Origin of the sequence: Streptomyces sp. NPDC050085 (assembly GCF_044460595.1) — a bacterium.
Taxonomy (GTDB): domain Bacteria; phylum Actinomycetota; class Actinomycetes; order Streptomycetales; family Streptomycetaceae; genus Streptomyces.
On sequence record NZ_JBITJZ010000003.1, the window covers coordinates 349,448 to 361,950 of the forward strand.

A 12,503-nucleotide genomic window follows, 5' to 3' on the forward strand; every position below is an offset into this window, starting at 1 on the left:
GGGCTCAGGCCCTGGCCGGGGCGGCGGCGGGGAAGACCACGGGTGCCGCGGGCCCCGGCACGCCGCCGCCCGCGTCGAGCAGCGCCGCGTCCACGATGTCGCTCAGGCCCAACTTCGGTGCCCAGCCGGTGAGTTCGCGGATCTTGCGGGTGTCGGGGACGCGCCGCGCCATGTCCTCGAAGCCGTGCCCTCCCGCGTACACCTCTTCGTACGGGATGAAGCGCAGGGGGGAGGTCGAGCCGGAGCGTTCGACGATCAGCCCGGCCAGGTCGGCGATGGTCGTCTCCTCGCCGCTGCCGATGTTGAAGACCTCGCCGACCGCGCCCGGGTGCGCGAGCAGGCGAAGCAGCGCGTCGACGACGTCGGCGACGTGGGCGAAGCAGCGGCGCTGCGTGCCGTCGCCGTGGACGGTGAGCGGCTGCCCGGTGACGGCCTGCGCGGCGAGGCTCGGCACGACCATGCCGTACGCGGGCGACTGGCGCGGCCCGACGGTGTTGAAGAGCCGGGCGACCGTGACCGGCAGTCCGCGTTCGCGGTGGTGGCCGAGGGCGAGGATCTCGTCGACGGCCTTGGCGGTGGCGTACGACCAGCGGGCGACGGTGGTCTGGCCGAGGATGCGGTCGGCGGTCTCGGCGACCGGGCCCGCGCCGTTCTTGCCGTAGATCTCGGAGGTGGAGGCGAGCAGCAGCGGGCGGCCGTGCCGGTGGGCGGCCTCGACGACGTGCTCGGTGCCGCGCACGTTCGTGGTGAAGGACTTCAGCGGCTGCTCGACGACCAGGCGCACGCCGACGGCCGCGGCGAGGTGGATCACGTGGTCGCAGCGGCCGGTGAGTTCGTCGACGAGGCGGGCGTCGAGGACCGAGCCGCGCACGAAGCGCAGTCGGGGGTTGGGCCAGGAGGCGGCGAGGTTGGCGCGGTCGCCGGTGGAGAGGTCGTCGAGGACGACGACGGTGTGGCCCTGGGCGAGCAGGGCGTCGGCCAGGTGCGAGCCGATGAAGCCCGCGCCTCCGGTGACCAGGTACGTCAGGGTAGCGACCGGTGCTGCCATCGAGGGCCCCTCGTCAGTTGCGGTATCGGGGTGACACCGGAGGGGCACGCCCGCCCGGAGCCCTACATAAGCTATTCCGTTATGTCCAAATATGGGGCGAATAACACGATCTGCTTTGGCGTCAGCTCCCCCGGATCGGAGAACCCCGTGTACGCGAACGCTGGATCCCGTGTCACCGTCGTCGGCCTCGGCTACGTCGGCCTGCCCGTCGCCGTCGCCGCCGCCGAGCGGGGCCTCGACGTCACCGGCGTCGACGTCGACGCCCTGCGCGTCAAGCGCCTCGCCTCCGGCGACTCCTACGTCGAGGACATCCCGGACGAGCGGCTGCTCGCCGCGCTCGACTCCGGCCGCCTGCACGTCAGCACGGACCCCGCGGCCGCGGCCGGCTTCGACGTCGCCGTCATCACCGTCCCCACCCCGCTCACCGACGGCGCCCCCGACCTCTCCTACGTCCAGGCGTCAGGGCGTGCGCTCGCCCCGCACCTGCGCCGCGGCGCGACCGTGATCCTGGAGTCGACGTCGTACCCCGGCACGACCGAGGACGTGCTGCGCCCGCTCCTCGAACAGGGCAGTTCGCTCACCGCGGGCCGCGACTTCCACCTCGGCTACAGCCCCGAACGCATCGACCCGGGCAACCGGCGCTGGCGCCTGGAGAACACCCCGAAGGTCGTCTCCGGCATCGACGACGACTCGCTCGAGGCCGTCGAGGCGTTCTACGACCGGATCGTGGAGCGCACCGTCCCCGTCTCCTCGCCGCGCACCGCCGAGCTGACCAAGCTCCTGGAGAACACGTTCCGGCACGTCAACATCGCCCTCGTCAACGAGCTCGCGATGTGCGCACGGCCGCTCGGCGTCGACATCTGGGAGGCGGTCGACGCGGCCGCCACCAAGCCGTTCGGCTTCATGCCGTTCTTCCCAGGACCCGGCGTCGGCGGCCACTGCCTCCCCGTCGACCCCTCCTACCTGTCCTGGCAGGTGCGCCGCCAACTCCAGCACGACGTGCGCTTCGTCTCCCTCGCCAACGAGATCAACGCCCACATGCCGTCGTACGTCGTCGAACGCGCCGCCGCCGGGATGCGCCGCGCCCTCGCCGGGGCCCGCGTCCTGCTGATCGGGCTCGCGTACAAGAAGGACACCGGCGACGTGCGCGAGTCGCCCGCGGTCGAGACGGCCCGGCTGCTGCACGAGGCCGGGGCCGTGGTGCACGCCGTCGAGCCGCACGCCGACCCGGCGCACCTGCCGACCCACGTCCTGTGCGTCGAGCTGACTGAGGCCGAGCTGCGCGCGTCCGACGCGGTGATCGTGCTGACCGACCACGACGGCCTCGACTACGCCCTGCTGGAGGCGGCCGCCTCGTACACGTACGTCCTCGACACGCGCAGCCGGTGTGCGGCGCGGACCGTCGAGCGACTGTGAGGGCCGTGAGTGCTGTGAGTGCCGTGAGTGCCGTGAAGGGTCACCTCAGCGACACAGATCACGACCGGGCCGACTACATTGCGACGGCGTAAGTGGGTAGTCTCAGACGGACTACATAAGTTACCGCTTAGTAATGCCGCTACCCATGACTCCCCTCGCAGGCCCGAGGAGCCCCCAAATGCAACTCGCCGCGATCATCGTGTCGCTGGCCCTGATCGTGGTCGGCGTGGCCCTGTTCGTCCGGGCCATCGCGCAGATCTACCGCTTCATGCGGCTCGGCCAGAACGTCCCCGCAGGCACGCGCACCGACGAACCCGTCCAGCGCACCGTCACCGTGGCCAAGGAGTTCCTCGGCCACACCCGGATGAACCGCTGGGGCGTCGTCGGTGTCGCGCACTGGTTCGTGGCGGTGGGCTTCTTCTCGCTGCTGCTGACGATCGTCAACGCCATCGGCCAGCTCTTCCAGGCCGACTGGCTGCTGCCGATCGTCGGCGAGTGGGCCCCGTACAACATGTTCGTGGAGCTGATCGGCACCCTGACGATCCTCGGGATCGCGGTCCTGATCGTCATCCGCCAGCTGTCCCACCCGCGCAAGCCGGGCCGCAAGTCCCGCTTCGCCGGCTCCAACTTCGGCCAGGCGTACTTCGTCGAGGCCGTCATCCTCATCGTCGGCGTCTGCATCTTCATGCTGCACGCCCTCGAAGGCGCCCAGCACCACGTGGACGGCTACGAGGCCTCGTTCTTCATCTCGTACCCGGTCGTCGACTGGCTCTCGGGCCTGGACGTCTCCACGCTCCAGAACCTCACGTACCTCTTCGCCGGCGTGAAGATCGCGACCTCCTTCATCTGGATGATCACGGTCGCGCTCAAGACCGACATGGGCGTCGCCTGGCACCGCTTCCTCGCCTTCCCGAACATCTGGTTCAAGCGAAACGCGAACAAGGCTTCCGGCGACGCGTCGCTCGGCGCCCTGCTGCCGATGACCTCGGGCGGCAAGGAGATCGACTTCGAGGACCCGGGCGAGGACGACACCTTCGGCGTCAGCCAGGTCGAGCAGTTCAGCTGGAAGGGCCTGCTCGACTTCTCCACCTGCACCGAGTGCGGCCGCTGCCAGTCGCAGTGCCCCGCCTGGAACACCGGCAAGCCGCTCTCGCCGAAGCTCCTCATCATGTCGCTGCGCGACCACGCGCACGCCAAGGCCCCGTACCTGCTCGCCGGTGGCGGCAAGTCGATGGAGGGCGAGGAGAAGGCGACCGAGGAGCAGCTCAAGGACGTGCCCGCCGCGGCCCTGGCCGAGGCCGAGCGCCCGCTGATCGGCACCCTCGAAGAGAACGGCGTCATCGACCCGGACGTCCTGTGGTCCTGCACCACCTGCGGCGCCTGCGTCGAGCAGTGCCCGGTCGACATCGAGCACATCGACCACATCGTCGACATGCGCCGCTACCAGGTGATGATCGAGAGCGCGTTCCCGTCCGAGGCGGGCACGATGCTCAAGAACCTGGAGAAGAAGGGCAACCCCTGGGGCCTGGCGAAGAAGCAGCGCCTGGAGTGGCTCAAGGAGCTCGACTTCGAGGTGCCGGTCGTCGGCAAGGACATCGAGGACCTCACCGAGGTCGAGTACCTCTATTGGGTCGGCTGCGCCGGTGCCCTCGAGGACCGCGCGAAGAAGACCACGAAGGCCTTCGCCGAGCTGCTCAACATCGCGGGCGTGAAGTTCGCGATCATGGGCGGCGACGAGAAGTGCACCGGTGACTCCGCCCGCCGCCTCGGCAACGAGCCGCTGTTCCAGCAGCTCGGCCAGGAGAACGTCATGGCGCTGAACATGGCGTTCGGCGAGGAGTACGACGACGACGGCAAGGTCACCGAGGAGTCGAAGAAGCCTCGTACCGCCAAGAAGATCGTCGCCACCTGCCCGCACTGCCTCAACACCATCGGCAACGAGTACCCGCAGATCGGTGGCGACTACGAGGTCATCCACCACACGCAGCTGCTCCAGCACCTGGTGGACGAGGGCAAGCTCGTCCCGGTCACGCCGGTCGAGGGCATCATCACGTACCACGACCCGTGCTACCTGGGCCGCCACAACAAGATCTACTCGCCGCCGCGAGAGATCATCGGCAAGGTCCCGGGCCTGCGCAACGAGGAGATGCACCGCCACAAGGAGCGCGGCTTCTGCTGTGGCGCCGGTGGCGCGCGGATGTGGATGGAGGAGCGGATCGGCAAGCGCATCAACAACGAGCGCGTCGACGAGGCCCTGTCCCTGAACCCGGACATCGTCTCGACGGCCTGCCCGTTCTGCCTGGTGATGCTGACGGACTCCGTCAACGGCAAGAAGAACGACGGCAAGGCCAAGGAGTCCGTCCAGGTCGTGGACGTGTCCCAGCTGCTGCTCGACTCCGTGAAGACGCCGGCCGACCCGGCGGGCGAGGCGGAGGCCGAGGAGGCACCGGAGCCGGAGCCCGTGAAGTAGCGGTTCGGCACGATCGACATGGTTCGTCAGGCGTCCCCTGTACCCGCCGGGTACAGGGGACGCCCCTTTGGGCCATCATGGGAAAGCTGTGAACTCACGGGACGGGCGGGGACTTTGCTGATGTCGGGCATATGGAGACGGGGCTGCACGATAGGGGCGCTGGCCCTCACCCTCGCGGCCTGCGGCGGTACCGAGCACAAGGAATCGCGCCCCGTGGCGATGGCGGGCAAGCAGCAGACCCCGGTCCTCCCGGTCCCCCACGGCACCGGCTCCAAGGCCCCCTCCGACTTCAACGGGGACGGCGCGCCCGACCTCGTACTGGACGAGCTCGCGCACGACGGGCTCGGCGACGACGCGGGCATCGGCATCGTCTACGGCAAGAAGGGCCACGGCCTCGTCCCCGGGTCCCGGCAGCTGCTCTCCCCGGCGAAGTACGCGGCGCCGACCAAGGGGCAGGTCCCGGCGGCGTTCAGCTCCGAGGCGGCCTGCGACCTGAACCGCGACGGCTTCACGGACCTCGTCGTCTCCACGGACCCGCCCTACGACGGCCAGGGCGCCCCGCCCGTCCCCCTGCAACTGCTCTTCGGCTCGCCGACCGGCATCTCCGGCAAGGGCGTGAAGCTGACGATCCCCGCGCAGGCACGTTTCGGCAACGACTGGCCCGACCAGCCCGTCTGCGGTGACTTCGACGGCGACGGCAAGGACGACCTCGTGGTGCACGCGAGCGCGGGCCGCCTGACCTTCCTGCCGGGCCCCTTCACCCGCGCCGGAGCCCCACGCGGCACGGCCCGCCTCGTCCAGACGTCCGGCAACGTCCCCGCGGGCCCGGCCACCGACCTCGACGGGGACGGCACCGACGACGTCCTGGTCCGCGCCCACTCCGGCACGGCCGCCTCGGCCCTCGTCCTCGGCGGCGCGAAGGGCCCGGCCCGGCCGGGCGCCACGTACCCGGCCGGCACGGACGTCGACTTCGGCCGCTTCACCACCGGCCGGGGCGCGGCGGTCCTCACCTCCACCGGCCTCAAGGTGTACGCGGCCCAGGGCGCCGCCGCTCGTACGGTGAAGGCCACGGGCACGGCCCTCGACGCGGGCGACCTCGACGGCGACGGCCGCACGGACCTCGTCGTCTCGGGCGGCACCGCGGTCCATCTCGTCCGCGGCGGCACGAAGCCGGTGGCGGCCTCTGCGGGAACGGGCCGGGTCGTGGCGGTGGCGGACTTCGACGGCGACGGCAGGGACGATGTGGTGCTCCAGAGCACGGCCGCCTCGGCGGATGATGCGGGAGGGCGGGACAAGATCATCGTCCTCCCCGGAACCCGCTCGGCGACCCTCCTCTCACCTCGCCCCGAACTCACCTTCACCAGCGCACAGTTCACGCACTGATGCACGCACCGGCTCACACACTGACTCCCCCTAGGGTCAGCCCGTAAGGGATGTCACAGGTCAGCCGCAATGCCCGGCCCTATCCCCCGGGCCCGGCCTCGGGGCCTTCGAAACCAGGTACGTTCGAGTCGTGGCTGGATTCAGGAACGGACGCGGCCGGGACAACCGCGAAGCGCCGCAAGGGCCCCCGCAGCACTACGGCGGCGGCCCGCAGCAGCAGTGGCCCCCGAACAACGGCGGCAACGGGTACGGCTCGTACGGCCCGCAGGGGGCACAAGGCGCACAGGGGCCGCAGGGTTCGCACGGCGAGCCGGAGTACTTCGGCGACCCGAACGCGCCCCACCCCCAGGGCGGCTACGACCCGTACGCGGCGAACAACCCGGGCCACACCCAGTCGTTCTCGGTGAACGCCGACGACGACCCCTACGCGTACACGCAGGGCGCCACCTACCAGGCGGGCTCGGCCCCGGCCGGCCCCATCGGCCCCCGCCTGCACTGGAAGGAACTCCTGTCGGGAGTGATCCTGCGCCCGTCGCAGACGTACCTCCAGATGCGCGACTACGCGATGTGGGCCCCGGCCCTGATCGTCACGTTCCTCTACGGCCTGCTCGCCATCTTCGGCTTCGACGGCGCCCGCAAGGACGTGATCAACGCCACGCTCTCCACGGCGGTCCCCCAGGTCCTGACCGCCGGCGTGGCGGTCACGGTCAGCTTCTTCATCCTCGGCGTGGTCACCCACACCCTGGCCCGCCAGCTCAGCGGCGACGGCGCCTGGCAGCCCACGGTGGGCCTGTCCATGCTGATCGCCTGCCTCACGGACACCCCGCGCCTGCTCGTCGCGATGTTCGTCGGCGGCAACGAGATGTTCGTCCAACTCCTCGGCTGGGCAACCTGGCTCGCGGCCGGCGCCCTGCTGACGACGATGGTCGCCAAGTCCCACGACCTGCCCTGGCCGAAGGCGCTCGCGGCGTCGTCGATCCAGCTGATCGCGCTGCTGTCGATCATCAAGTTGGGCACGTTCTAGCGCGCACGCGACATGGTGAACGGGGCCGGCGCTGCTGTCAGCGCCGACCCCGTTCACGCTTCACGCTTCACGCTTCACGCTTCACGCTTCACGCTTCACGCAACCGAACACGACCGTCGCGTGCCCGCCTTCTGCGCTCGGCGCCCGACTGTCGATCCTCTGGAACCCGCACTTCTCGGCAACCCTGACCGATGCCGTGTTCTCCACATCGGCCTCGAGCAGGATCTGGGTCAGCCCCAGTTCGTCCAAGCCCCAGCCCACGACCAGTCGCACAGCGCGCGGGGCGATGCCCCGACCGCGCTGGGCAGGGAACACGCCGTAAGCGAGGGCTGCCACGTCATCGTCCCGGAACTGCAGGTTGATGATGCCGATGGGCTCGTCCGTCGCGGCGTCCGCGATCACCAGTGGGGCCGCTCGCCCGGTTCGCCAGGCTTCTTGGACCCGGAGCATGCTCGTCCTGCGAGCAGCCTCGTCCATGGGCATGTCGTCGAGCCACCGCCGCGTATCGGGGTCATGACTCGCCTCCTCGATCGCCCGCAGATCCGACTCACGCCGGAAGCGCACCGCGACCACCCCGTCCGCGAGGGGTTCCGCCAACGGTTCGATCGGCCTCAGGCGCCCCATGCGGTCATCCCTTCCAGGTCTGCGAACCCGGGTCCTGCCCCCTTACGATCTCGCCCAATCGGGCTGCGCGAAAGGGGCCCCGAGGGGCCCCTTTTCCACATGCCGAACAGGCGAGATGCCGATCAGGTCAGGAGTCCAGCACCTGGCCGTCGCGCTTCACGACGGGCGGCTCCACGCTCCACGGGAAGTTGATCCACTCGTCGGTGCGCTTCCACACGTACTCGCACTTCACGAGCGAGTGCGACTTCTCGTAGACGACGGCGGAGCGCACCTCGGCGACCGTGTCGAGGCAGAAGTCGTGGACGAGCTTCAGCGTCTTGCCGGTGTCGGCGACGTCGTCGGTGATGAGCACCTTCTTGTCGCTGAAGTCGATGGCGTTCGGGACGGGCGCCAGCATGACCGGCATTTCCAGGGTGGTCCCCACGCCGGTGTAGAACTCGACGTTGACCAGGTGGATGTTCTTGCAGTCCAGCGCGTACGCGAGGCCGCCGGCGACGAAGACGCCGCCGCGGGCGATGCTGAGCACGATGTCCGGCTCGTACCCGTCGTCGGCGATGGTCTGCGCGAGCTCGCGCACGGCCACGCCGAACTTCTCGTACGTAAGGTTCTCGCGCACGTCACTCATGTCGCTGCTGCTCACACCTGGGTCCGATGGAAATTGAGGAAGGAACGGGAGGCGGTCGGCCCGCGCTGTCCCTGGTAGCGCGACCCGTAGCGCTCGCTGCCGTACGGGTGCTCGGCGGGCGACGACAGCCGGAACATGCACAGCTGCCCGATCTTCATGCCCGGCCACAGCTTGATGGGCAGCGTCGCGAGGTTCGACAGCTCCAGGGTCACGTGACCGCTGAAGCCCGGGTCGATGAACCCGGCGGTCGAGTGCGTCACGAGCCCGAGACGCCCCAGCGAGCTCTTGCCCTCGAGCCGCGAGGCGAGGTCCTCGGGCAGGGAGATGACCTCGTACGTCGAGGCGAGCACGAATTCGCCCGGGTGCAGGATGAACGGCTCGTCGCCCTCCGGCTCCACCAGCCGCGTCAGGTCCGCCTGCTCGACGCTGGGGTCGATGTGCGGGTACTTGTGGTTCTCGAACACCCGGAAGTAGCGGTCGAGCCGCACATCGATGCTCGACGGCTGAACCATCGATTCGTCGTAGGGATCGATCCGTACCCGCCCGGCGTCGATCTCGGCCCGGATGTCCTTGTCTGAGAGAAGCACGCCCCGAGGATACGCAGAGCGCGTGGGCCCGCCGAAATCGGCGGGCCCACGCGCTTCACCTGGTCCGGGCGACTACCGCTCGCCGCTTACCGCTTACCGCTTCGGCGATCCCACGGGAACGGCGTGCCGCAGCCGCGCGCACCGTGGACACCGGATGAGCCGGCCGGGACCGAGGCGGTCCGCCTGCTGCATCGGGAACGAAGAGGTGCTGAAGACGTGCCCTTCGGCACAGCGGACGACGGTGCGCTCCATCGAGTCCATCAAGTCCCTTGAGTCCCTTCCCCACGAGCCACTGGGCCGGTTTCCCGGCCGACGACGAGGGGTCACATTACGGGATGAAAGGGACGCCGATCCAGGCGACTCCCCGACTCGGGAGCAACCCCTGACGACCTTCGCGCGGTCCCCCCACCGTACGCCCCAACTCCCTTCACCCGCAGTCACTTCCACCCCCACACAGCGCAGCCGGGCCCCGGGGCTTGAGCGCCCGGGGCCCGGCATGAGGTACAGTGTCCGGCAGTACAAAGCCGCTCCAACGGCCGTACCACGCGGGTGTAGTTTAATGGTAGAACATAAGCTTCCCAAGCTTAGAGCGCGAGTTCGATTCTCGTCACCCGCTCCATGATCAAGGCCCAGGTCCTCAGGACCCGGGCCTTTTTGTTGTCCGGGCTCGGCCTGGTCCTGCGGTGTCGGCAGAACGGCGACTTCGCCCGTACCCGCCCCGTGTTCGTTGCGCCCGAGTGGGCCGAGACGTGCACCGACAGCTGGGAGGGTTCCGTTCCCCGGCGGGAGTGGGAGGTCTTCTGACGAGCTCTGGGGTGACCTTCGGCCTCTGGGGTCGGGGCCTTCGGCTCTGCTCGGGTGGGACGTCCTTCGGTCACGGTTGACAGCTGACCTACTGCCCCACCGGACGGAACGTGCAGCTCTCCTCATGGCCGCCAGCAGGACCAACAACTCCAGTACCAAGGACGCGCTCGCCGGATGCGGGTGTCTGATCGTCGTTCTCGCGTTGATCGTCGGGGGGATCGTCGCGCTCTTCGGGGGCGGGGGCTCCTCCGGCTCCGGATCCGGATCCTCGTCGGCCTCTGGCTCTCGTCCCGCTTCCCCGGCTCCCGCCGTGAAGTCGTCGTTCGTCTCCGCCGTCTGGCAGGAGCCCACTCGCTCCGGGGTCGGGCTCGACGTCAAGCTCAAGGTGTCCAACCCCGGGGGCAGTGAAGTCAGTTCGTACGCGGTTGATGACTCCGTCACGACGTACAGCGTCACTGACTCGTCCGGGACCACCATCGAGCAGGGGCGCGTCCGGCTGACCGATGACGTGCCTGCCCACGGGGCCGTGTACGCGGCTACGGATGCCCGCTTCACCTGGGGCGACGAGGTTTCCTCCGGGCAGGCCGTGACGCTGCACGCGGGTGGGATCAGTAAGAAGCTCATCGTGCCCAAGGAGCCTGAGGAGCCTGAGGAGCCCGAGACGAATGGTGCGTTGGAGCGCTCTGTGCCCAGTGCGCCTGCCAGTGCTCCGGCCCGCACGGCACCCGGTGACCGTTCTTCGTCCAGTGGTTCTTCGTCCAGTGGTTCTTCGTCCAGTGGTTCTTCGTCCAGTGGGCAGTTGCTGTCGCCCTCCGGGCGGCCCTATGAGGCCGGGCAGTTCTGTCCCCGGAAGTATCTGGGGATGACCACCACCGCCGGTAACGGCGCGCGCATCACCTGTCAGCCGCAGAGCGGGCGGAACCACTGGGTCGCCGGGTAGGGCGGAGCGGCTCGACGTGTCGGGCGGCGTGCCGCGGCCTCGCCTTCCATGCTGGGCGCATGCACTCCTCCCACCGCCCCGCAGCCGCCCGCGCCGCGCCCTGGGTGCTGCTCGTCGTCGGTCTCGCGCTGGAACTGGCGACGCCCGAAGCGGTGCGGGCCACGCCCCTGTTCGCGCTCGCCGCCGTCATCGCCGGAGCACTGCTCTCGCTGCGGCAGACCCTCGCCGTGGGCGCCACCGCGTTCGCCCTCGAGGTGTTCATCACCGCCGTCCTCGGCACCCAGCACCAGATCCACGAGTACATCGACGCGCTCAACATCGTCTTCGCCTGCCTGACCGGCGTCGTCGTCAACCGCATGCTGCTGCGCTACGACCGGGCGCGCGACACCGCCGAGGCCGCCCAGCGCGCCGTGCTGCCCGATCCGCCGGGCCGGCTCGGCGACATCGAGCTGGCCGCCGAGTACCGCGCCGCCCTCCACGGCACCCGCGTCGGCGGCGACTTCTACGCCGCCCAGGCCGGCCCGTACGGCGTCCGTGTCGTCATCGGTGACATCCGCGGCAAGGGGCTCGGCGCGATCGGGCTCGTCTCCGTGCAGCTCGGCGCGTTCCGCGAATGGGCCGACGACGTCCCCGATCTCGCGGCCCTCGCCGACCGCATGGAACGCGCCACCCTCCGCGAGGCCCAGCGGCGCGGCGACGCGGACGCCTACGAGGGGTTCGCCACGGCGCTGCTCGCGCAGATCCCGCCCGGTGCACGCGAGGTCCGTCTGCTGAGCCGCGGCCACCCCGCCCCCTATCTCTTCCCGCCCGGCGCCCCGCCCCGCGAACTGCCGTGTGCCCAGAGCGGGTTGCCCCTCGGCCTCGGCCCGCTGGCCCCCGGAGCAGAAAGCGAAACCGCCGAGTCGGTGCACGCGTTGCCGCCCGGTGCGCTGCTGCTCTTCGTCACCGACGGCGTCACCGAGGCCCGCGACGCCTCCGGCACGTTCTTCGACCCGGCCACGGCGATGCCCGCCGCCACCTACTCAGGACCGGCCGCGCTGCTCGACGCCGTCGACGACGCCGTACGCACATGGAGCGACGGGGCCCGCGACGACGACATGGCCCTGCTGGCGCTGGCCCCGACCACGAGTCACGACTAGCCCGGTGTTCCCTTGCCGATCCGGGCGGAGAGCCAGGGGGTGAGGATCATCCTCGGGACCAGTTCCTTGTACGCGCGGCCACCCGGCATCGGTACGACGAGCCAGTACCCGGCGGGTGTCAGCGGCAGCAGGAACTGCCACCATTTCGTCACCGCGCGGACGTACGCCGTGCCGTCGTAGACCGCGCGCAGGAACGGGACCACCTCGTCGGGCTCCAGGTCCGTGAAGCGCACTGTCTCCACCGTCACCGATGCATCCCTGACACCGGTACCGGGGCCGGTCCCGTCCAGGACGACCGTGACCGTGGGTGGGCCTGTCACCTCGATCGACAGCGGCAGCGTGGCGCCGGGCTCCGGGAGTTCGGCCGTGTGGCCGTGCTCCGCGGCGATCCCGGCGATCTCCTGGGCCACGGCCAGCGGGTCAGTCATGATCCGCAGCCAAGC

General features: G+C 69.9%; 11 protein-coding genes and 1 tRNA gene. 7 read left to right on the plus strand and 5 right to left on the minus strand.

All coding sequences use genetic code 11. The annotated features are described in order from the left end of the window. Positions 1-4 precede the first annotated feature (4 nt). A complete protein-coding gene (locus tag ACIBUY_RS14035) occupies positions 5-1,048 on the minus strand; it encodes an NAD-dependent epimerase/dehydratase family protein (RefSeq protein ID WP_365565006.1) in 1,044 nt (347 codons plus the stop codon). Between the two features lie 147 nt (positions 1,049-1,195). On the opposite strand from ACIBUY_RS14035, the gene ACIBUY_RS14040 reads away from it, so the two are divergent. From ACIBUY_RS14040 to ACIBUY_RS14055, 4 genes are all read left to right on the plus strand, one after another. Continuing rightward, positions 1,196-2,464: a nucleotide sugar dehydrogenase gene (locus tag ACIBUY_RS14040; protein WP_399152674.1), complete on the plus strand. Its 1,269-nt coding sequence runs from the start codon at positions 1,196-1,198 to the stop codon at positions 2,462-2,464. Positions 2,465-2,642: 178 nt separating this feature from the next. Next, positions 2,643-4,934, plus strand: a complete 2,292-nt coding sequence (locus ACIBUY_RS14045; protein ID WP_399152675.1) for a (Fe-S)-binding protein — start codon at positions 2,643-2,645, stop codon at positions 4,932-4,934. A 120-nt stretch (positions 4,935-5,054) separates the two neighbouring features. Further along, positions 5,055-6,317 (plus strand): FG-GAP repeat domain-containing protein, encoded by a 1,263-nt coding sequence (locus tag ACIBUY_RS14050; RefSeq protein WP_399152676.1) that lies wholly within the window; start codon positions 5,055-5,057, stop codon positions 6,315-6,317. A gap of 130 nt (positions 6,318-6,447) precedes the next feature. Beyond that, the gene (locus ACIBUY_RS14055) at positions 6,448-7,341 is read left to right on the plus strand and encodes a YIP1 family protein (RefSeq protein ID WP_365565018.1); all 894 of its coding nucleotides are present in this window, start codon (positions 6,448-6,450) and stop codon (positions 7,339-7,341) included. An 81-nt stretch (positions 7,342-7,422) separates the two neighbouring features. Here the strand turns inward: ACIBUY_RS14055 and ACIBUY_RS14060 are convergent, their stop codons facing one another. From ACIBUY_RS14060 to dcd, 3 genes are all read right to left on the minus strand, one after another. Continuing rightward, positions 7,423-7,965, minus strand: a complete 543-nt coding sequence (locus ACIBUY_RS14060) for a GNAT family N-acetyltransferase (protein ID WP_365565021.1) — start codon at positions 7,963-7,965, stop codon at positions 7,423-7,425. Positions 7,966-8,092: 127 nt separating this feature from the next. Continuing rightward, a complete protein-coding gene (locus tag ACIBUY_RS14065; protein ID WP_365565024.1) occupies positions 8,093-8,590 on the minus strand; it encodes a phosphoribosyltransferase in 498 nt (165 codons plus the stop codon). An 11-nt stretch (positions 8,591-8,601) separates the two neighbouring features. Further along, positions 8,602-9,177 (minus strand): dCTP deaminase, encoded by a 576-nt coding sequence (gene dcd / locus ACIBUY_RS14070; RefSeq protein WP_018529309.1) that lies wholly within the window; start codon positions 9,175-9,177, stop codon positions 8,602-8,604. 545 nt (positions 9,178-9,722) lie between these two features. On the opposite strand from dcd, the gene ACIBUY_RS14075 reads away from it, so the two are divergent. From ACIBUY_RS14075 to ACIBUY_RS14085, 3 genes are all read left to right on the plus strand, one after another. Next, positions 9,723-9,796, plus strand: a tRNA-Gly gene (locus tag ACIBUY_RS14075). Positions 9,797-10,291: 495 nt separating this feature from the next. Then, positions 10,292-10,921 carry a hypothetical protein gene (locus ACIBUY_RS14080; protein WP_399152677.1) on the plus strand — a complete coding sequence of 210 codons (630 nt, stop codon included), beginning with the start codon at positions 10,292-10,294 and terminating at the stop codon, positions 10,919-10,921. Between the two features lie 59 nt (positions 10,922-10,980). Continuing rightward, positions 10,981-12,060 (plus strand): PP2C family protein-serine/threonine phosphatase, encoded by a 1,080-nt coding sequence (locus tag ACIBUY_RS14085; RefSeq protein WP_399152678.1) that lies wholly within the window; start codon positions 10,981-10,983, stop codon positions 12,058-12,060. On the opposite strand, the gene ACIBUY_RS14090 is transcribed toward ACIBUY_RS14085, so the two are convergent. Then, positions 12,057-12,488, minus strand: coding sequence for a hypothetical protein (locus ACIBUY_RS14090; protein WP_399152679.1), 432 nt, complete (start codon positions 12,486-12,488; stop codon positions 12,057-12,059). The genes ACIBUY_RS14085 and ACIBUY_RS14090 overlap by 4 nt on opposite strands. Positions 12,489-12,503 lie beyond the last annotated feature (15 nt).